General features: G+C 63.9%; 17 protein-coding genes. 8 read left to right on the top strand and 9 right to left on the bottom strand.

Going from position 1 to position 19,653, the window contains the following annotated elements:
- The gene (locus tag BLS75_RS30170; RefSeq protein WP_015636340.1) at positions 1-1,131 is read right to left on the bottom strand and encodes a carbon-nitrogen hydrolase family protein; all 1,131 of its coding nucleotides are present in this window, start codon (positions 1,129-1,131) and stop codon (positions 1-3) included.
- 509 nt (positions 1,132-1,640) lie between these two features.
- On the opposite strand from BLS75_RS30170, the gene BLS75_RS30165 reads away from it, so the two are divergent.
- The 4 genes from BLS75_RS30165 to BLS75_RS30150 all read left to right on the top strand — a co-directional run bounded on the left by BLS75_RS30165 (position 1,641) and on the right by BLS75_RS30150 (position 7,338).
- Positions 1,641-2,708 (top strand): fatty acid desaturase, encoded by a 1,068-nt coding sequence (locus BLS75_RS30165; protein WP_065363212.1) that lies wholly within the window; start codon positions 1,641-1,643, stop codon positions 2,706-2,708.
- A 148-nt stretch (positions 2,709-2,856) separates the two neighbouring features.
- Positions 2,857-4,002 carry an EstA family serine hydrolase gene (locus tag BLS75_RS30160; protein WP_011062257.1) on the top strand — a complete coding sequence of 382 codons (1,146 nt, stop codon included), beginning with the start codon at positions 2,857-2,859 and terminating at the stop codon, positions 4,000-4,002.
- A gap of 159 nt (positions 4,003-4,161) precedes the next feature.
- A complete protein-coding gene (locus tag BLS75_RS30155) occupies positions 4,162-6,201 on the top strand; it encodes an NADPH-dependent 2,4-dienoyl-CoA reductase (protein WP_072452674.1) in 2,040 nt (679 codons plus the stop codon).
- A gap of 207 nt (positions 6,202-6,408) precedes the next feature.
- A complete protein-coding gene (locus BLS75_RS30150) occupies positions 6,409-7,338 on the top strand; it encodes a 1-aminocyclopropane-1-carboxylate deaminase/D-cysteine desulfhydrase (protein ID WP_072452676.1) in 930 nt (309 codons plus the stop codon).
- On the opposite strand, the gene BLS75_RS30145 is transcribed toward BLS75_RS30150, so the two are convergent.
- The 3 genes from BLS75_RS30145 to BLS75_RS30135 form a co-directional block, all read right to left on the bottom strand.
- Positions 7,329-7,883 carry a cytochrome b gene (locus BLS75_RS30145; protein WP_011062254.1) on the bottom strand — a complete coding sequence of 185 codons (555 nt, stop codon included), beginning with the start codon at positions 7,881-7,883 and terminating at the stop codon, positions 7,329-7,331. The genes BLS75_RS30150 and BLS75_RS30145 overlap by 10 nt on opposite strands.
- 201 nt (positions 7,884-8,084) lie before the next feature.
- Positions 8,085-8,912, bottom strand: coding sequence for a phosphonoacetaldehyde hydrolase (gene phnX / locus BLS75_RS30140; protein ID WP_047287945.1), 828 nt, complete (start codon positions 8,910-8,912; stop codon positions 8,085-8,087).
- A gap of 101 nt (positions 8,913-9,013) precedes the next feature.
- The gene (locus tag BLS75_RS30135; protein WP_011062252.1) at positions 9,014-10,123 is read right to left on the bottom strand and encodes a 2-aminoethylphosphonate--pyruvate transaminase; all 1,110 of its coding nucleotides are present in this window, start codon (positions 10,121-10,123) and stop codon (positions 9,014-9,016) included.
- A gap of 110 nt (positions 10,124-10,233) precedes the next feature.
- On the opposite strand from BLS75_RS30135, the gene BLS75_RS30130 reads away from it, so the two are divergent.
- A complete protein-coding gene (locus tag BLS75_RS30130; RefSeq protein ID WP_072452678.1) occupies positions 10,234-11,094 on the top strand; it encodes a LysR substrate-binding domain-containing protein in 861 nt (286 codons plus the stop codon).
- Positions 11,095-11,264: 170 nt separating this feature from the next.
- Here the strand turns inward: BLS75_RS30130 and BLS75_RS30125 are convergent, their stop codons facing one another.
- Positions 11,265-12,152 carry a LysR substrate-binding domain-containing protein gene (locus BLS75_RS30125; RefSeq protein ID WP_072452680.1) on the bottom strand — a complete coding sequence of 296 codons (888 nt, stop codon included), beginning with the start codon at positions 12,150-12,152 and terminating at the stop codon, positions 11,265-11,267.
- Positions 12,153-12,438: 286 nt separating this feature from the next.
- On the opposite strand from BLS75_RS30125, the gene BLS75_RS30120 reads away from it, so the two are divergent.
- The 3 genes from BLS75_RS30120 to BLS75_RS30110 all read left to right on the top strand — a co-directional run bounded on the left by BLS75_RS30120 (position 12,439) and on the right by BLS75_RS30110 (position 16,067).
- A complete protein-coding gene (locus tag BLS75_RS30120) occupies positions 12,439-13,764 on the top strand; it encodes an MFS transporter (protein WP_019095130.1) in 1,326 nt (441 codons plus the stop codon).
- Between the two features lie 98 nt (positions 13,765-13,862).
- Positions 13,863-15,254, top strand: coding sequence for an FAD-dependent oxidoreductase (locus BLS75_RS30115; RefSeq protein ID WP_072452682.1), 1,392 nt, complete (start codon positions 13,863-13,865; stop codon positions 15,252-15,254).
- 108 nt (positions 15,255-15,362) lie between these two features.
- Positions 15,363-16,067: a YebC/PmpR family DNA-binding transcriptional regulator gene (locus BLS75_RS30110; RefSeq protein ID WP_011062247.1), complete on the top strand. Its 705-nt coding sequence runs from the start codon at positions 15,363-15,365 to the stop codon at positions 16,065-16,067.
- A 65-nt stretch (positions 16,068-16,132) separates the two neighbouring features.
- Here BLS75_RS30110 and BLS75_RS30105 read toward each other — a convergent pair whose 3' ends face one another.
- The 4 genes from BLS75_RS30105 to zapE form a co-directional block, all read right to left on the bottom strand.
- A complete protein-coding gene (locus BLS75_RS30105) occupies positions 16,133-17,446 on the bottom strand; it encodes a leucine-rich repeat-containing protein kinase family protein (RefSeq protein WP_072452684.1) in 1,314 nt (437 codons plus the stop codon).
- A gap of 89 nt (positions 17,447-17,535) precedes the next feature.
- Complete coding sequence (locus BLS75_RS30100) at positions 17,536-17,904, bottom strand: hypothetical protein (protein ID WP_072452686.1); 369 nt, start codon at positions 17,902-17,904, stop codon at positions 17,536-17,538.
- The gene (locus BLS75_RS30095; protein ID WP_047337314.1) at positions 17,891-18,505 is read right to left on the bottom strand and encodes a hypothetical protein; all 615 of its coding nucleotides are present in this window, start codon (positions 18,503-18,505) and stop codon (positions 17,891-17,893) included. Before BLS75_RS30095 ends, BLS75_RS30100 begins: the two co-directional genes overlap by 14 nt.
- On the bottom strand, positions 18,502-19,632 hold the full coding sequence (gene zapE, locus BLS75_RS30090) for a cell division protein ZapE (protein ID WP_072452688.1): 1,131 nt from the start codon (positions 19,630-19,632) through the stop codon (positions 18,502-18,504). The genes BLS75_RS30095 and zapE overlap by 4 nt, the downstream gene beginning before the upstream one ends.
- Positions 19,633-19,653: the final 21 nt, after the last annotated feature.

Here is a 19,653-nt window from a genome sequence, read left to right as displayed (position 1 = left end):
CTACAACCAGATGTTCAGCAGGCGGGCGCCGCGGTTGCCGTCGTCGGCAAAGGTCTGGCCGTTGCTGTTGATGAAACTCTGGCCACTGCTGCGTTGGTCCCAGAACTGGCCGCGCAGGAACACGCTGACCCCGGCGCTGGCCAGGCTGCTGGGTGCACGCGCAGTCAGTGTCAGGCGATGCCAGGCCTCCCCCTCGCTGACTTCCTCGGGCTTGAGGCTGACTTCGCTGGGGGTGGCGATGCTCTTGTATCCGCGCCAGGGTTTGTCCCAGCCATCACGGCCCATGACAAAGGCCGGGACCGCCACCAGTTGGGCGTGCTGGTCATTGAGCTTGCGGTAGTTGTCGGGGTACCAGCTGTCGCTGCCGATCAGCACACCGAGGCGCCCGGCCGGGGTGTCGATAACCTCCAGCGCTTTGTCGGCATCGCCCTTCACGTAGCCGCTTTCGGCGTAGGTCGGGTAGATCTGCCGCTGGGGCTGGCCCATGGGCAGGCCATCGCTGCCAAACACCAGGCTGCTGTTGTACAGGGCGCCGCTGCCGATCTGCAGGTTGCCCTGGCTGACACTGGGTTCTGGAAGAATGATGCTGCCGGCCACCAGGGTCACATGAAACTCCTTGGCCAGGCCGCCGAACAGCGACTGATAGTCCCGAGCCATCCTCTTGGCCTTCATGCGCAGGTACGCATCGTCCAGGCGGCTGTCACCCCTGGCGCTGATCAGCGCCTTGAGAAACGGCAGCGGGTTGCTCACCGCCAGCCAGTTCATTGCCTCTTTCAGAGAGGTGGCCTGATACAGCTCATTCTTTTCACCACTGACCATCAGCCAGGTGCCGACATGCTCGGGCAGCACGACGATGGTTTTGTCATTGACCAGGCCCTTGTCACGGGCTTGCTGCATGTAGGCCGCAAGCTTGCGATGCAGGCGCTCGATGCTCTGGTAGTCGGTGGGGAACAGCTCGGGCTGGATTGCCAGCAGGTTGCCGTGGTCGGCAGGCACACCCTGGTCCACCGCGAGCTGGATACGCAGGTCCGACAGGTAGTGCGCACCTGGACGATCACGAGTCCAGATGGCGTAGCTGGTGATGGCGGCAAGCAGGGCCAGGGTGAGGGTGATGTAGAGAAGTTTGCGCATGGGAAAACAGTCAGCGGCCGTGTGCTGGATCGTGACATTTCTCGGATATTTGGGCCAAAGGTACAGGAAAACAGTGTGTTAGAGCGGTTTTTTGCATGAAATGGGTCTTTTTCCGTGGCGTTTCGGGCTTTTCCCTGGGCTGCGCCTGCGATGTCGCCTCAGGGGGGAGAGGGCTGGCAGGGTGCTGCGGTCCTGCGTCGAGCGCGTCAGGTTTAGTGCAGTTGCCCCTACTTTCGTCGAAGTTTGAGGTTTTGCACGTTGATGGGTTGTTCGACAATGAAGCAATCTTGAAAGTTCTTCGGGACTTATCCGAAGAGGTTCAGTAGTGGCGAACTAACAGTTCCAAAGTGGACTGCTGGGTCATTCATAACAGTTGTTAAAAAAACCAGCGGTCCAAGGGGCCACTTATCAGTTGTAGCCGCCGTTTCGGCCCAATTGGTTGTTTTGCTATCGAAGTATGTCTTTCTATTGAAGTTCGCCTCCACTCATTTTCTTCAAAGGATGAAGTGATGAACTCCATAGAAAAGGAACTTGATTGCGGTCGCTCCGTAACTGACCAGCAAAAGATCGAAGAAGTCACCCGCCAAATTACCGAGCATGGTAACGAACTACGCAGACGCTATCCTGTCCTGAACTATCAGAACGCCCTGGGTGCAAGTGCCATGGCTGTTTCGGTGACAGTTATGGTGGTGACTGGTGTGTTGTATGTGAAGGGCATCATGCCCGCGTGGTTGTGCATCTTGGTAAACGCGCTGTCGACCTCGATCATTCATGAACTTGAACATGACCTGATTCACCGTCTGTATTTCCGGAAACAGCCTCTGGCCCATAACTTCATGATGCTGCTGTGCTGGCTGACGCGCCCGGGAATGCCCAGCCCCTGGCTCAGGCGCGGCCTGCACTTTCATCATCACAAGGAATCCGGAACCGCCACCGATGTCGAGGCCTGGATCACCACCAGCGGCAACCCCTGGGGCATTCTCAGGCTGCTGAAGCTGATGGATGGCTTCCTGTTCGGCTTTGTGAATGCGGTCTGCGCGCCGGGCTGGCGGCAGAAAATGAAACTGCTGGCCAGGATCATTCGCCTCAATACCCCCTTCGGGCTCCTGTACTGGGGCAGCTGGTATGTGTTCCTGGGTTATCACTTGTCTACCTGGCTGGGCGGCCTGGCAGGAGTGCCGCCACCAAGTTCGCCGTTAGTGCTGCAAGTGATGAACGTGATTGATTGTGCAGTGGTCATTGTTGTTGCGCCGAATATGATTCGACAATTCTGCCTGTATTTCATCAGTTCCAATATGCATTATTACGGTGATGTTGTGCCACGCAATGCTCTACAACAAACCCAAGTAATGAACCATTGGCTGCTGTGGCCGTTCCAGTTGTTCTGTTTCAACTTTGGCAGTACTCACAGTATTCATCATTTTGTCGTGAAAGATCCTTTTTATCTTCGACAGATGACGGCGCCCTATGCCCATGAAGTCATGGCGAAGGCCGGAGTTCGTTTCAATGACTTCGGTACCTACAAGCGCGCAAATCGTTTCAAGTTGGATACGGTCCACTTTCAGTCCAGAGGCTGAAGGTCTTTTGCACCTTTATTGTTCTTGTTATCACAGGTTTGCATTGCCATTGACGAATGCAACCGGCCTCTTGGTTTCGGTTTTTAACTCATGCTGACCCTGGCCGACTCTCGCCAGGGCGGCATGACGATGGATGGGAGTTTTGAGAATGGAAGCGCAAGGAACATGTGCGAAGGGTTTCGAAGCCGTGCTGCACGCCTTCGAGGCAATGTTCGATGATCCCCAGGAGCGCGGTGCCGGGCTCTGTGTGCAGGTCGGCGGCCAGACCGTGGTCGACCTGTGGGCCGGCGTGGCGGACCTGGAGGGCAACAAGCCGTGGCACCACGGCACCCTGGCCAATACCTTCTGCACCATCAAGCCCTTGGCCGCAGTGGCTGCCCTGATGCTGGTGGAGGAGGGCAAGCTGGAGCTCGACGCGCCGGTGGCCCGCTACTGGCCCGAGTTTGCCCAGGGCGGCAAGGGGCGGGTCACCGTGCGCCAGGTCATGACCCACACCTCCGGCATACCGGCGCTGCGCGGGCCCAATCACAACGCCATGATGTATGACTGGGAGCACATGGTTGAGATCCTGGCTGCCGAGCCATTGTGGTGGCAGCCAGGAACCGGGTTGGGGTATGCCACCACTATCTTTGGCTGGGTCATCGGTGAATTGATTCGCCGGGTCGACGGTCGAGAGCCTTGCACCTTCATCCACGAGCGGATCACCCGGCCCCATGACCTGGAGGTTTACCTGGGGGTCGAGGAACAGGATTTTGAGCGTATCGCGCATTTCGATGCCGCCGAGGGGCGGGTGGGCGACTACTACTCGGAGGACCTGCGCAAGGTGATCATTGCCGAGCCGGAGCATGTCGCGACCCTGGCCTTTACCAACCCGGGCATGGTGCCCCGGCGCACCTGCGACCCCCGCTGGTGGGCCTATCGGCAGCCGGGGGTCAACGGCCACAGCACCGCCCATGGCCTGGCCGGCTTTTACAGCGCATTGCTGGGGGGCCGCCTGATCGGGCCCGATCTGTTGAGTGAGTTCACCCGCGAGCACAGCAATGACATGGATCGCATCTGGCGACGCCCCATGCGCTATGGCCTGGGCTGCATGATGGAGCAACCGGCTGATCCGGCTGCCTCCCTCGGCATGGGGCCCGAGACTTTCGGTCATATCGGCCTGGGCGGCCCGATCAGTTTTGCCGACCCCGAGCGCGAGGTGAGCTTCGGCTTTGTCACCACCACCTCGGGCCGGCACACCATGATCGATCCCCGCCCGCAGCAACTGGCCGCGCTGGCCTACGCGGCACTTTAAGAGGAAGGGGGGATGGAAAAAGGGTGTACGTTCTGATCATTAAGTTGTCAGTTACGGTCATTGAGTGCCCGATGTTCTGCTCTTAGTCTGTGCAGCACTACTGATGGAAGCCGCAGAGCTTCCGCATTTTTCCGTGATTGCCCGATCTGGAGTGACACCATGGCTGGAGCACCTTACCCGCATTTGCTGGCCCCCCTCGACCTGGGTTTCACCACCCTGCGCAACCGCACCCTGATGGGGTCGATGCACACCGGTCTGGAAGAAAAGCCCGGCGGCTTCGAGCGCATGGCGGCGTACTTTGCCGAGCGTGCCCGGGGCGGCGTGGGCCTGATGGTCACCGGCGGCATCGGCCCCAACGATGAGGGCGGGGTGTATTCCGGCGCCGCCAAGCTGACCACCGAAGAAGAGGCACTCAAGCACCAGATCGTGACCCGTGCGGTGCACGAGGCCGGCGGCAAGATCTGCATGCAGATCCTTCATGCCGGGCGTTATGCCTACAGCCCCAAGCAGGTGGCTCCCAGCGCCATCCAGGCACCGATCAACCCGTTCAAGCCCAAGGAGCTGGACGAGGAAGGCATCGAGAAGCAGATCCGCGATTTCGTCACTTGCTCGACCCTGGCCCAGAAGGCCGAATACGACGGTGTCGAGATCATGGGCTCGGAAGGTTATTTCATTAACCAGTTCCTGGCCGCCCACACCAACCACCGCACCGATCGTTGGGGCGGCAGTTATGAAAACCGCATGCGCCTGCCGGTGGAAATCGTCCGTCGGGTACGTGAGGCGGTGGGCCCGAACTTCATCATCATCTTCCGCCTGTCGATGCTCGACCTGGTGGAAGGCGGCAGCACCTGGGAAGAGATCGTGCAACTGGCCCAGGCCATCGAGCAGGCCGGCGCCACCCTGATCAACACCGGGATCGGCTGGCATGAAGCGCGGATCCCCACCATCGCCACCAAGGTGCCGCGTGCCGCATTCAGCAAGGTGACGGCCAAGCTGCGGGGTTCGGTGAGCATTCCGCTGATCACCACCAACCGCATCAACACCCCGGAAGTCGCCGAGCAGATCCTCGCCGAGGGCGATGCCGACATGGTCTCCATGGCGCGGCCATTCCTGGCCGACCCGGACTTCGTCAACAAGGCCGCCGAAGGCCGCGCTGACGAAATCAATACCTGCATCGGCTGCAACCAGGCGTGCCTGGACCACACGTTCGGCGGCAAGCTCACCAGTTGCCTGGTCAACCCGCGCGCCTGCCACGAGACCGAGCTGAACTACCTGCCGGTCAAGCAGATCAAGAAGATCGCCGTGGTCGGTGCCGGCCCGGCGGGCCTGTCCGCCGCTACCGTGGCTGCCGAGCGTGGGCATCAGGTGACCCTGTTCGATTCCGCCAGCGAGATCGGCGGCCAGTTCAACATCGCCAAGCGAGTGCCGGGCAAGGAAGAGTTCTTCGAGACCCTGCGCTACTTCAAGCGCAAGTTGCAGACCAGCCATGTCGAGCTGTGCCTCAACACCCGCGTCGATGTGCAGCAACTGGTGGCCGGCGGCTTTGACGAAATCATCCTGGCCACCGGCATTGCCCCTCGCGTGCCGGCGATTCCCGGGGTGGAGCACGCCAAGGTCCTCAGTTACCTGGACGTGCTGCTGGAGCGCAAGCCGGTGGGCAAGAGCGTGGCGGTGATCGGTGCCGGCGGCATCGGTTTCGATGTTTCCGAATTCCTCGTGCACCAGGGTGTGGCCACCAGCCAGGATCGCCAGGCGTTCTGGAAGGAATGGGGCATCGACACCCAGCTCCAGGCCCGTGGCGGCGTGGCCGGGATCAAGCCCGAGCCCCATGCACCAGCGCGGCAGGTGTTCCTCTTGCAGCGCAAGAAGACCAAGGTCGGCGACGGCCTGGGCAAGACCACCGGCTGGATCCATCGCACCGGTCTGAAGAACAAGCAGGTGCAGATGCTCAACAGCGTCGAGTACCTGAAGATCGACGATGCCGGCTTGCATATCCGTATCGGTGAGGACGGCGAACCCCAGGTGCTGCCGGTGGACAACATCGTCATCTGTGCCGGCCAGGATCCGCTGCGTGAACTGCAGGACGGCCTGGTGGCGGCAGGGCAGAACGTGCACCTGATCGGTGGTGCCGATGTGGCCGCCGAACTGGACGCCAAGCGCGCCATCAACCAGGGTTCGCGTCTGGCGGCCGAGCTGTAACGGCCTGCCGTCCTGTAGCCGCTGCCGTAGGCTGGGCACGAGGCCGCAGGACTCGCCCAGCGGGCAATCGCGCTGCAACCAGCGAGCGCGGTTGCCTGTCTTGCGGGTTCTGCGAACCCGCTCGCAGCCTGCGGCAGCGGCTACAAGGATGAGCCTGGGCCTGGAGCTGATAGACTGCGCAGCTTCTTTCCCGACCCCCCGCTGCCGATGTCCTTCCCCGACTCCTTCGACTGGTTACCCCACGCCCCACTGCAACGGCTGGAGCTGGACTGGCTGTCGCGGGCCGGGGTCGAGGTGGCGGTGCTGCGCCTGGACCTGATCGACCCGCTGATCAGCGGCAACAAGTGGTTCAAGCTGACCGAACACCTGGCGGCGGCACGCACCGCCGGTGCCCACGGCATCATCAGCCTGGGGGGCGCCCATTCCAATCATCTGCATGCGCTGGCCGCTGCTGGCCGGCGTTTTGCCTTTCCCACCGTGGGTCTGTTGCGTGGCCATCCACAGGACACACCGACGGTGCTCGACCTGCAAGCCTTCGGCATGCGCCTGCACTGGCTGGGCTATGGCGGTTATCGCGCGCGCCACGAGGCGGGTTTCTGGACGCCCTGGCAGGCCCGGTATCCGGAGTTGTACCCGGTGCCCGAAGGCGGCGGTGGCCTGGCCGGCGCAGCGGGCTGCATGACCCTGCGCGATCAGGTGCGGCGGCAGTTGCCGAGCCTGGGCTGGAGCGACTACCACGGCTGGTGGCTGGCCGCCGGCACGGGCACTACCCTGGCCGGGCTGGTGCTGGCGGAGGCCGGAGCGCATCCGGTCTACGGCGCCCTGGCGGTTCCCGAGGATCACGGGGTGGCGCAGCAGGTCGAGGGGATCTTGCAAGAGGCCGGGCAGGGCCGCGGCGGTTATCAACTGCTGGACAGCAGCCGCGGCGGTTTTGCCAAGGTCGATGAAGTGTTAAGCGGGTTTATCCGGCTCACTGAACAACAATGCGCTCTACCGCTTGAACCCTTGTACACCGGCAAGGCCCTGCTGGCGTTGCAGGAACAGGTCCAGGCCGGGCGTTTCTCCCCGGGTTGCCGGTTGATCTTTGTGCATACCGGCGGCCTGCAGGGCCGCCGCGGGCTGTTGGCTCAGGCCTGACCGCGCTTGCGCCACATGCGTTGCAGAGTGTTGTCGCGCATCACGTAGTGGTGGTAGAGCCCGGCCAGGGCGTGCAGCCCGATCAGCCAGTAGCCGACCGTACCCAGCAGTTCGTGCCAGCCCTGGAGCTGCTTGGCCAGTGGCTTGTTCTCGGCCAGCAGCAGCGGCAGGTCGAGGCCGTAGAACATCACCTGATGGCCCTTGGCGCTGGTGGTCAGCCAGCCGAGGATCGGCATGGCGATCATGAACAGGTACAGCGCCCAGTGCATCAGGGTCGACAGCAGCCGTTGCCAGTGGGGCGGGGTGGGCAGGATCTTCGGCGCTACGCCCTGGGCGCGAGCGAACAGGCGCAGCCAGACCAGCGCAAACACTGTCAGGCCGAGCATGAAGTGGGCTTCGACAATCAGCGTGCGACCACCGCTGCCTTTGGGGAAGATGCCGCGAAATTCGATACAGGCGTAAACCACGGCCAGTAGCACCAGCATCAACCAGTGCAGGGCGATCGTCATGGTGCTGTAGCGAGACTCAGTGTTTTTCCAGGGCATACGGGACATCCTCGGTCATCAGGTCTGAAGCTTCCGTTCTTGAGCGACGGAGTGCTTTAACTGTAATCCGCTTTATGCCGGTCTGCCTGGAGCTGTAGCGGCTTTTATCGCCCCCCTGTGCAGCGCCGGGGCGGTGGGCGGGTATGAAAAAACGGCGGCCCCGAAGGCACCGCCGTTTTTTAATATTGCCCCGTGCCTGAATCAGTTGCCCTGGGGCATTTCCCCCCGGGCCAGGCGCTGGTTGATGTCGGCGATCACCTGGGGCAGGTCGGCGATGGTGTCGATCAGGTAGTGCGGGCGCGAAGCCTCGAACAGCTTGTGGATGCGCTTGCGCTCGCTGGCCAGGGTGTCGCTGGCCAGGGCCCGGTAGCCTTCGTAGGTCAGGCCCAGGGCATTGCCCGAGCAGGTCAGCGCCACGGTCCACATGCCGGCGCGGCGGCCTTCGAGAATGCCCGGTACGGTGTCGTCGATCTTCACGCAGGCGGCCACGTCGTCGATGCCCAGGGCGATCACGTTGGCCAGGGCCTGGGCTGGCCATGGGCGGCCGTTGGGCACTTCGTCGGTGGCCACCACGTGGTCGGCGGTGTAGCCGTTGGTGGCGGCCAGGGCTACCACCTTGTCCATCACCTGCTTGGGGTAGCCGGAGCAGGAGCCGATCTTGATCCCCTGTTCACGCAGCTTGGCGATCACCTCCAGGGCGCCGGGGATCAGCGCCGAGTGCTCGGCGATCTTCTCGATCTGCAACGGCATGAAGCGTTCGTAGATGGCGGTCACATCGGCGTCAGTCGGGGTGCGGCCGAAGACCTTGCGATAGCGCTCGGCCACCTCCGGCAGGTCGCACAGGGTGCGGATGTGGTCCCACTTGCCCATGCCCATGGGGCCGCGGGCTTCTTCGATGGACACCTGCACATCGAACTCGGCGAAGGCTTCGACAAAGATCTGGGTCGGGGCAAAGGAGCCGAAGTCGACCACGGTGCCGGCCCAGTCGAGGATTGCCGCTTGCAGCTGAGAAGGGTTGCTGTAGTTCATGGTTTCGATGCCTGTGTAGGAGCGAGCTTGCTCGCAAAAAAGGTTCGGTATCGCGTCGCCTGATTCGCGAGCAAGCTCGCTCCTACAGGCTCGGTGGGGAGTCAGATATCGAGGACTTCCATCTCTTGCAGCACTTCGGCGATGGCGGCGACGGCAGCCTGCATGCCGCGGCGGTCGACATGGCCGATGCAGCCCACGCGGAAGGTTTCGACCTGGGTCAGCTTGCCCGGGTAGAGGATGAAACCCTTGGCCTTGACCCGCTCGTAGAAATCCTTGAACTGGTAGCGGGGATCTTTCGGGGCGTGGAAGGTGACGATGATCGGTGCCTGGATCGCTTCCGGCAGAAAACTGCGCAGGCCCAACTCGCCCATGCCATCGAGCAGTGTCTGGCAGTTGTCGGCGTAGCGGGCGTGGCGCGCCGGCAGGCCACCTTCCTCGGCGTATTGCAGCAGGGCTTCGTGCAGCGCGGCGACCACGTGGGTCGGTGGGGTGAAGCGCCACTGGCCGGTCTTGGCCATGTAGCTGTGCTGGTCGTGCAGGTCCATGGCCAGGGAGTGGGCATTGCCGCCGGCCTGGGCCAGGGACGCCTTGGCAGCGAAGACAAAGCCCATGCCGGGCACGCCTTCCAGGCATTTGCCGGAGGCGGCAATCAGCGCATCGAAGGGGATTTCCCGGGCATCGATGGGTAGCGCGCCGAAGGAACTCATGGCGTCGATGATCAGGCGCTTGCCATGGCTGGCCACCACCTGGGCGATTTCCGGCAGCGGGTTGAGGATACCGGTGCTGGTTTCGCAGTGGATCAGCGCCACGTGGCTGATGCTGCTGTCGGCCTGGAGCAGGCGCTCGACATCCGCGGCCGTGGTGGGCTGGTCCTCGGCGGTTTCGAAGGTGCTGAAATCCCGGCCGAGCACTTCGCAGATCTTCGCCAGGCGCTTGCCGTAGGCGCCGTTGATCAGCACCAGGACCTTGCCGTCGCGGGGCACCAGGGTACCGATGGCCGCTTCCACGGCGAAGGTGCCACTGCCTTGCAGGGGCACGCAGTGATGGCTGTCGGCGCCCTGGATGATGGCCAGCAGCTGTTGGCACAGGCTGGCGGTCAACTGGTTGAAGCGGTCATCCCACGAACCCCAGTCCACCAGCATTGCCTGGCGGGTGCGGGCGGAGGTGGTCAGGGGGCCGGGGGTAAGCAGGATTGGCTCGGCGATGCTCATGCTGTGTCCTCGAAAAGGTGGGGATGACGCTACGGGGACTAAATTGCAGTTTGCCTTGTCATCAATCAAATTGTTTGTTGTTATGCCAGCCATCAGTGAGGCCGATAGCTATGAACCTGTTTCAACTCCGCGCATTCGACGCCGTGGCCCGGGAAGGCAGCTTTACCCGGGCCGCCGGGCGGCTGTTCATCAGCCAGCCGGCAGTCACCGGGCATATCAAGGCCCTGGAAGAGCATTACCAGATCACCTTGCTGCGGCGCACTGCGCGCCGGGTGGAACTGACCGAAGAGGGCATCAAGCTGGCGGCCATTACCCGGGCCATGTTCGGCCTGGCGGAAGAGGCCCAGGCCATGCTCGAGGCCAACCGGCAATTGCTCACCGGGCGCCTGGAAGTGGCAGCGGATGGCCCCCATCTGGTCATGCCGATGCTGGCCAGCCTGCGGGCGCGCTACCCGGGGGTGACGGTCAACCTGCGCCTGGGCAATGCCCAGGAAACCCTGGCGGCGCTGTTGTCCGAGCATGCCGACGTGGCGGTGCTGACCGAGGTCGAGCCGCGCAAGGGCCTGCACCTGCAAAGCCTGGGCGAGTCGCGGATCTGTGCCTTGGTGCCCGATGGGCACCCTTGGCTGGAACTGGCCGAGGGCGTCGCCATCGAGCAGTTGGACCAGGTGATCATGGTGCTGCGCGAACTGGGTTCGATCACCCGCCGGACGTTCGATGAGGCCTGTGGGTTGGCCCAGGTCCAGCCCCGGGTGCTGCTGGAGCTGGACAGCCGCGAAGCGGTGACCGAGGCGGTGGCGGCGCACCTGGGGGTGGGCATTGTCAGTTCGGTGGAGGTTGGCCACGACCCGCGGGTGCGCACGGTGCCGATCCGCGGTGCGGGGCTGGTCAACCGGCACATGATCGGCTGCGTGGAGCGGCGCCGGGACCTGCGCCTGATCCAGGCGTTTTTCGCCCTGGCTCCAGCCTGAGCCCACCTCCACTCTTGTAGGAGCTGGCTTGCCGGCGTAGAGGCCCGAAAGATCGCCTTCGCCGGCAAGCCAGGCTCCTGCGGTAGCGGTGTCTGGGGGATCGCTTTCGCCGGCAAGCCGGCTCCTACGGTAGTGGTGCCTGGAGATCACCTTCGCCGGCGAGCCGGTTCCTACAGGGCGGTGGGGGAGGCCAGGCTTTCGCGTACCAGGTCGAGGAAGGTGGCGACGATCCGTCGCGAACTCTGTTCGCGCAGGCACACCAGGGTTTCGGTCAGGCGTCGCTGGCAGTCGACGATCGGCAGGGCGCAGACCCGGGCGTCGGCGCCGAACTCCGCCGCCGAGACCACCCCCACGCCAATGCCCACCACCACCGCTTCGCGCGCGGCTTCGCGACCTTCCACCTGGATGGTCGGGCGGATGCGCAGGCCGGCGCGGTTCATTTCCTCTTCCAGGGTCTGGCGGGTTACCGAGCCGACCTCCCGCAGCACCAGGGGCGTGTCGTCCAGGTCGGCGAGGCAGATGGACTGGCGGCCGGCCCAGGGGTGGTGACGGGAGACGAACGCCACCATCGGGTCGTTGCGCAGGGTCAGAGACAGCAGGCGCTCGTCGTCCACGGCCCGCCCCAGCAGAGCCAGGTCGGCCTGGTAATTGAACAGGCGCAGCAGCGATTCATCGGTGTTGCCGGTTTCGATCTTCACATTGATCCCGGGGTACAGCTCGCAGAACCGAGCGATCTGCGGCAGCACATGCACCGGGGCATCCACCGCCAGTACCAGGCTGCCGGTCTGCAAGGCCCGGGACTCCTGCAGCAGCTCCTTGGCTTCGGCTTCCACCACGAACAGGCGCTGGGTGATGGCCAGCAGGCGCTCGCCCAGGTCGGTCAGGCGCACCGAGCGCTTGTTGCGATGAAACAACAGCACCTCGAAGCGCTCTTCGAGCTTGCGCACCTGGTCGGAAATCGCCGGCTGCGTCAGGTACAGGCGTTCGGCCGCCCGGGTGAAGCTGCCGTGCACCGCCACGGCGTGGAAGGCTTTCAATTGGGCGTGGGAAACCGACATGGGCCAAACCTCTTACAAGCTGAGCTTATATTTGAAATACGATAAATCGATTTCATTTATTAGTCAGTAATTGCTTCCATCCCTGCAAGCCCAGTGACCGGTCGGTCGACCGGCACCGGGCCCTGAGGCCTGTGCGTGCAGCTTCGGTCCCCGAAACGGGCCGGCAACAGGACTCATCTGACCAGCAGCGCCCGCCGCGAGGACCCTGCTGCAGTGCTCAAGAATAAAAAACACAGGCGTTTGCTTCGCATCCTGCCGGCACACTCACCCTGAGGTCAGAACCACAATGAACAAGCAGATCGGCACCATCAAACGTTGGCGCGTGCAGATTTTCGCCATCACCTGGATCGCCTACGCGGCGTTCTACTTCACCCGCAAAGCCTTTTCCGTCGCCAAGCTTGGGATCGCCGACGATCCCGACTTCACCCTCGACAAGATGGCCATGGCCAACCTCGACGCCATCTACCTGGCGGCCTACGCCGTGGGGCAGTTCACCTGGGGCATCTTCGCCGACCGCTTCGGCCCGCGGGTGGTGGTGCTGGGCGGCTTGCTGATTTCCGCCGCTGCGGCGCTGGTGATGGGCAGCTTCGCCACCTTGCCGGTGTTCGCCACCTGCATGCTGGTCCAGGGGCTGGCGCAGTCCACGGGCTGGTCGGGGCTGTGCAAGAACATCGGCAGTTTCTTTCCCGCCGGGCAGCGCGGCAGGGTGCTGGGGCTGTGGAGTTCCTGCTACGCCTTCGGCGGCCTGGTGGCCTCGCCCTTTGCCGGCTGGTGGGCCTATACGCTGATCGGCACCTGGCACGCGGCGTTCATTTCCAGTGCGGTGGTGGTGGGCCTGACCGCGGTGCTGTTCTTCATCTTCCAGCGCAATACCCCGGAGGACGTGGGCCTGCCGGCCGTGGAGCCATTGCCCCCGCAGAGCGCCGAAGAAGACGCCGCCGAACGGCGCATGAGCGTCTGGGAACCGCTGCGCGAGATCCTGCGCAACCGCACGGTGCTGATCCTCGGGCTGTCGTACTTCCTGCTCAAGCCGGCGCGTTACGCGATCCTGCTGTGGGGGCCGGTGATCGTCTACGAACAGATGCCCTCGGTGGGCAAGGTGGGGGCGGCGATCGTGCCCACCAGCTTCGAGCTGGCCGGGCTGCTGGGGCCGGTGATGATCGGCCTGGCCTCGGACAAGCTGTTCGGCGCCCGGCGCATGCCGGCCTGTGTCATCAGCCTGCTGGCGCTGACCCTGTCCCTGGCGCTGTTCATGGGCGCTCTGCATACCGGCAGCGTCGTGCTGGTGATGGCCCTGCTGTTTTTCATGGGCCTGACCCTGTACGGGCCGGACTCGATGATCTGTGGCGCTGCAGCCATCGACTTCGGCTCGGCCAAGGCCGGGGCCACCGCGGCCGGTTTCGTCAATGGCTGCGGCTCGGTGGGCGCGGTGCTGGGTGGCCTGCTGCCGGGTTACTTCGACACGGTCACGGTGTTCATCGTGTTTGCCGCCTGCGCCCTGGTCTCGGCCCTGGTGCTGGTGCCGTACTGGAACAGCCGGCCCCAAGGGCTCGAACCGGTGCGCGCACTCGTTCCCAATGGACCTTTGCTGATCAAACCGCTGCGTACCTGACTTTCGGGCCTCTTCGCCGGCAAACCGGCTCCTACGAAGGCTTGTAGGAGCAGGCTTGCCAGCGAACACACTCGCCGTTTTTTACCTGGAGACTCACCATGCGACCTTTCTGGCTGGAACAGGCCCTGCAACAGCAACCCTCACCGGCGTGCCCGCCACTGTCGGGCGACACGACCTGCCAGGTGGCGATTGTCGGCGGCGGCTACACCGGGCTGTGGACCGCCATCATGCTCAAGGAGCAGAACCCCGGGCTGGACGTGCTGCTGATCGAGGCGGATATCTGCGGCGCCGGTGCCAGTGGGCGCAACGGCGGCTGCGCGCTGTCCTGGTCGGCCAAGTACTTCACCCTGGAGCGGCTGTTCGGTGTCGAGGAGGCCGTGCGCCTGGTCAAGGAATCCGAGCAGAGCATCTATGCCATCGGCGCCTTCTGCGAGCGTTACGGGGTGGATGCCCAGTACCGCCTCGACGGCACTTTGTACACGGCCACCAACCCGGCCCAGGTCGGCTCCACCGATGGCGTGATCGCTGCGCTGGAGCGCCGCGGCATCAACTCCTTCGACAAGCGACCCCTGGCCGACGTGCAGCGCATGGCCGGTTCCAGCCAGCATCTGGAGGGCTGGTATTCGCCAGCTGCGGCCAGCGTACAGCCGGGCCTGCTGGTGCGCGGGCTGCGCCGGGTGGCCCTGCAACTGGGCGTGAGGATTCACGAGAACACCGCCATGACCGGGCTGGAGGAGGGGCGCCCGGCGCTGTTGCGCACGCCCCTGGGGCAGATCCGCGCCGAGCGCGTGGTACTGGCGATGAATGCCTGGATGGCCCGGGCCTTCCCGCAATTCGAGCGCAGCGTGGCGATTGTTTCCAGCGACATGCTGATCACCGAGCCGCGGCCCCAACTGCTGCAGCAGATCGGCCTGACCAGCGGCGTGACGGTGCTGGATTCGCGGATCTTCGTGCACTACTACCACAACACCCCGGACGGTCGGATCATGCTCGGCAAGGGCGGCAACACCTTCGCCTACGGCGGGCGGATGCTGCCGGTGTTCAACCAGCCGTCGCCCTACGCCGGCTTGCTCAAGCGCAGCCTGGGGCAGTTCTTCCCGGCCTTTGCCGACGTGCCGGTGGCGGCCACCTGGAATGGCCCGTCGGATCGCTCGGTAACCGGCTTGCCGTTCTTCGGCCAGATGAGCCGCGCGGGCAATGTGTTCTACGGTTTCGGGTATTCCGGCAGCGGCGTCGGCCCCTGCCATATGGGCGGGCAGATCCTCGCCTCCCTGGTGCAGGGGCTGGACAACCCCTGGACTCGCTCGCCGCTGGTCAATGGCCCCCTGGGCTACTTCCCGCCGGAGCCGATCCGCTACCTGGGTTCGCTGGTGGTGCGCAACGCCATCCGCCGCAAGGAGCGGGCCGAGGACCACGGGCGCCGGCCGCGGCACCTGGATGTGCGCCTGGCGCGTTTCGCCGCGGCGGCCGGCAAGGCCGACAAGGGCTGAAGCCTGCCAGCCACTGACTTTTTGGTCGATCAGGGCCTTGAGGACGTATAAACTTGCCCATCGCGTCGGCCAAATCCAACTCGACGCCATAGATCAAGAGAGTGAGTAATGGGCGCACAGTGGAAGGTTAAACACAAAGAAGCGGCAGCCAATGCCAAGGGCAAGATTTTCGGCAAGCTGGTCAAAGAGATCACCATCGCCGCACGTAACGGCGCCGACACCGCCACCAACGCCCACCTGCGGCTGGTGGTGGAACAGGCGAAAAAGGCTTCGATGCCCCGCGAGACCCTGGAGCGTGCCATCAAGAAAGGCTCGGGCCAGCTGGGCGAGACCGTGCAGTACCACCGCGTGACCTACGAAGGTTTTGCCCCGCACCAGGTACCCCTGATCGTTGAATGCGTGACCGACAACATCAACCGTACCGTGGCGGAAATCCGCGTGGCGTTCCGCAAGGGCCAACTGGGCGCTTCGGGTTCGGTGTCCTGGGATTTCAACCACGTGGGCATGATCGAGGCCTCGCCGGACAGCCCGGACGCCGATCCGGAACTGGCCGCCATCGAGGCTGGAGCCCAGGACTTCGAGCCGGGCGAAGAGGGCGCGACCCTGTTCCTGACCGAGCCTGCGGACCTGGATGCGGTACAGAAAGCCCTGCCCGAGCAAGGTTTCACCGTGCTTTCGGCCAAGCTTGGCTACCAGCCGAAGAACCCGGTCAGCGGCCTGAGCGATGAGCAGATGGCTGAAGTCGAGGCGTTCCTCGAAGGCCTGGACAACCATGACGACGTGCAGGACATGTTCGTCGGCCTGGCAGGCTAAGGCGATTCGCCGGCCAGCCGGCTCCTGCATTCCTCTGTAGGAGCCGACTGGCCGGCGAAGCTGTTTTAAAGCCCCGCCAATTCCTCGCAGACCTGGGTAAAGCCCGGTCGCGCCAGTACCTCCGGCTGGCAGCAGCGCTGCACCAGCGCCGCCAGTTTCTGCTGTTGCCCCAGGCTCAGCGAGCCATCCCCGCGCTCCAGCAATTCCTCCAGCAAGATACCGAAGGCCCGCACTTCAAGGCGTTGCAGCGCCCGGCTTTGCACGGTGTCGTCCTGGGCATGGAAGGACGCTGCGCCAAAATCACCCAGCAGGCAGTCGCCCTGGGCGTTCCACAAGGTGTTGTGGCCATAGAGGTCGCCATGGGTAATGCCCTGGGCGTGCAGGTGGGCGCCCACCGAGGCGATGCCCAGGGCGATGCCCAGGGTTACGTCGGCGTTGAAGCGGGTGTCGTCCGGGTAGATGTCCCGGGAGCAGGAGTCCAGGCTGGGCAGCGCTGCAAGGTTGGCAAAACTTTTGTCGATTAGTTGCATCACCAGGCCGTTCTGGCCCTGGGGGTGGTCGAGGATGCGGCCTTCGACGCGGATCAGGTTCGGGTGCAGCCCGGCGCTGATGCAGGCGTTCATTTCATGCAGCGGCGAGCCGTCGCTGGTCATCTCGCCCTTGTACAGCTTGACCGCCACCGCCCGCGGCGGTTGCCCGGCGGGCTGCCACTGCGCCTGGTGAATCACCCCCGAGGCGCCTTCGCCCAGGCGCTGTTCCAGGGTCAGTTCGCTCCAGGGGATGCTTGGCGTGGATGCCAGCGCCGTGGCGTCGGCTTCCGACTCCAGCGGATTGCCGGCGTAGGCCAGCCAGGTCAGGCGCGGCAGCGCGAGGAGGAAGGGCGGCAGCTCGGTCAGGCGGTTGGCGGCAATCCGCAGCAGTTCCAGGCGGTGGCACTGGCCCAGGCTTTCGGGCAGGCGGGTCAGGCGGTTGCCGGCGAGCATGAGTTTTTGCAGCAGCGGGCGCTGGCCCAGTTCTTCCGGCAGCTCAGCGATGCGGTTATCGGTGAGGATCAGCCAGCGCAGCTGCGGTGGCAGGGCGGCGGCCGGCACCCGCTCGATGCGGTTGGCCTTGAAGCCGATCATGCTCAGTTGCAGGCATTGGCCGAGGCAGGCCGGTACTTCACTGAACCGGTTGTCCGAGCAGAACAGGATGCGCAGGCGAGTGAGTCGGTGCAGGTCCTCGGGCAGGCTGCTCAGGGCGTTGCCACTGAGGTTGAGGATCTCCAGGGAGTCGGCCAGATCGAAGATTTCCCGGGGGAACTCGGTCAGCCCGCAGGACAGGTCCAGGCGCTTGATGCCGGCCAGTTGGCCAGCCCGCAGTTGGGCAAGGGTATCCATGAACAGCGTCAACACTCGAAAGAAGAAAAAGGCGGGCAGAATAAAGCAGTTCGGCGGTTTCTGCTGCCTGAGCGGCCATGGGATGAATGCTATTGGGTTTCCAGCAGCCTGAAGGCCAACGCGCCCGCTCCCTGAACGTAGTCGGCAATCAGGGTCAGGTCGGTCTTGCGGCCTTTGGACCACAGCTGGCAGGCCACTCTCATGGCTGATGGCTCGGTGTCCAGTGGGTAAAGGTCCAGGGCGACCCGGCCGCTGCGATCCGGCTGGAATGCCCGATCATAGGGCGCAAGGGCCAGGTCGCCGGCCTGTTCTCCCGAGCTGTCCAGCTCTTCGAGGATTTCTGCATAAATGGCCGGGCTCACGCCAACTGCCGCCAATGCCTTCGGCTGGGCATGCTCAATGGCGCGCAAGAGCGCCTCTGCCAGTCGGTAAATCTCTTTGCGGTCAAATGCTTGCATCTTGCAGTGCTCCAGCCAGCCGGCGAAATGCCGCGGGTTGCCTGGAGTTCCCGGCCTCAGCCAGCATCGACTCCAGGCTGTGGTGCTCCAGGGTATTTTTTACCGATCCGGTGGCGGCTCTGCCCAGCGGGCTTTCCAGGTCGAAGTCGCTCTCCAGGGTTGCAAGCAGGTAGGCGCCCTGGCGGCTCCATTGGTTGAAACGCATGACGTGCCGGTCATCCAGAATCACCGCGCCTTCCTGCTTGTCGTCCGAGAAATGGAACGCCAACTGCGAAGGGGGCAGGTTTTGTTGGGCCGCAAGGCGTTTCCTGTACTTGAGCACCGACGTCAGGCGGGCCCCGGGGGCCAGGTTGAAGCCACTGCCGACCCGTTGCCGGTCAAGGAAGTAGCACTTGAACAGCACCTCCAGGGTTCGCTGGTGGTAGCGCGTCGTGCAGCTTTTTTCATACTGGTGAAAGTCCTGGGGCTCGCCGACCCGCTCATAGCCTTTGGCCGCCAGTTCGGCTGCCGAGAAACTCTCCAGGCCAAATAGCCGGGAGTGCTGGAGGGTTGAATCTTGCAGGTGCAGGCACACCAGCTCGCAAAAGCTGATCGAACTCATGTGGCTACCTGCTCAAGCGGGTGCTCGGGGCCGATTTCCTGCAATTGCCCGAGGCGGCTGCGGGTGCGGGCCAGGTCGATGGCGTGGCCGCCCAGGCTTTCGGCCAGCGGGCGCTGGCCGATCAGCAGCAGGCGCTTGTCCTGGTCGTAGAGCACGTCGATCAGATTGATGAAGCGCTGCTGGGCGGCGATCGAGCACTCAGCCAGTGGCGGCAGTTCATCGATGATCCAGGTGTCGAACTGGCGGCTCAGTTCCAGGTAGTCCATGACTGCCGTGGGCTGCTGGCACAGGTCGTTGAATTCGAAGCGGATGCTGCGCTGCTGGCGCTGGCGGGTGGTCAGCTGGCGGCTGCCGACCTGCAGCAGCGTTGCCGGGGCATGGCGTTCGGGCAGCTTGAGCGCCTGGCGCTGGGCCGCGGTGCCGGGCCAGAGATACTGCCCCCGGGTAAAGGCCTGTTGTTCGTGGGTTTGCGCGTGGGTCCGGTAATCCTCGGCACCGCCGACTTCCATGACCTGCATGCGCGCGTTGATCAGTTCGATCACCGGTTTGAAGCGGGCATGGTACAGCGGGTTGGGCAGCAGGCCTTCGGGGGCGTAGTTGGAGGTCACCAGCAGCACGATGCCGCGCTTGAACAGGGCCTTGAACAGCCGGGTGATGAGCATGGCGTCGCCGATGTCGTGGACATGGAACTCATCGAAACACAGTACCCGGCACTGGCGGAGCAGCTCGTCCAGGGTGGTTTCCAGGGCATCGGCCTGCTGCTGGTGGCGAAACATGCCCTGGTGCAGTTGGGCGAAGAAGTCATGGAAATGCAGGCGCTGTTTCTCGGTGATGGGCAGGGCGCGGAAGAAACCGTCCAGCAGCCAGCTCTTGCCCCGCCCCACGGCGCCATACAGGTACAGGCTCGGCGCCTGCGGGGTGGCCTGCTCCAGGGCGTCGGCCAGTTGCCCCATGCGCTCGATCACCTGCAACTGGCCATGGCTCAGGGTGTAGCCCAGGTCCAGGGCCTTATGGCGAAAGTAGTCATGGATCAGCGCGCCAGCGGCGCTCGGGCGGCGGGCGGGCCTGGCGAACAGGCGACGCCAGGGAGATCGAGTCTGTGCAGGTTTTGGCGGTAAAGCGGCCAATGTTGATTACCCCGATGGTTC

It is taken from the genome of Pseudomonas sp. NFPP12 (genome assembly GCF_900103205.1).
Classification (GTDB): domain Bacteria; phylum Pseudomonadota; class Gammaproteobacteria; order Pseudomonadales; family Pseudomonadaceae; genus Aquipseudomonas; species Aquipseudomonas protegens.
The sequence above is the reverse complement of the archived record's forward strand: the minus strand, read 5'-3'. Positions and strand labels throughout refer to the sequence as shown.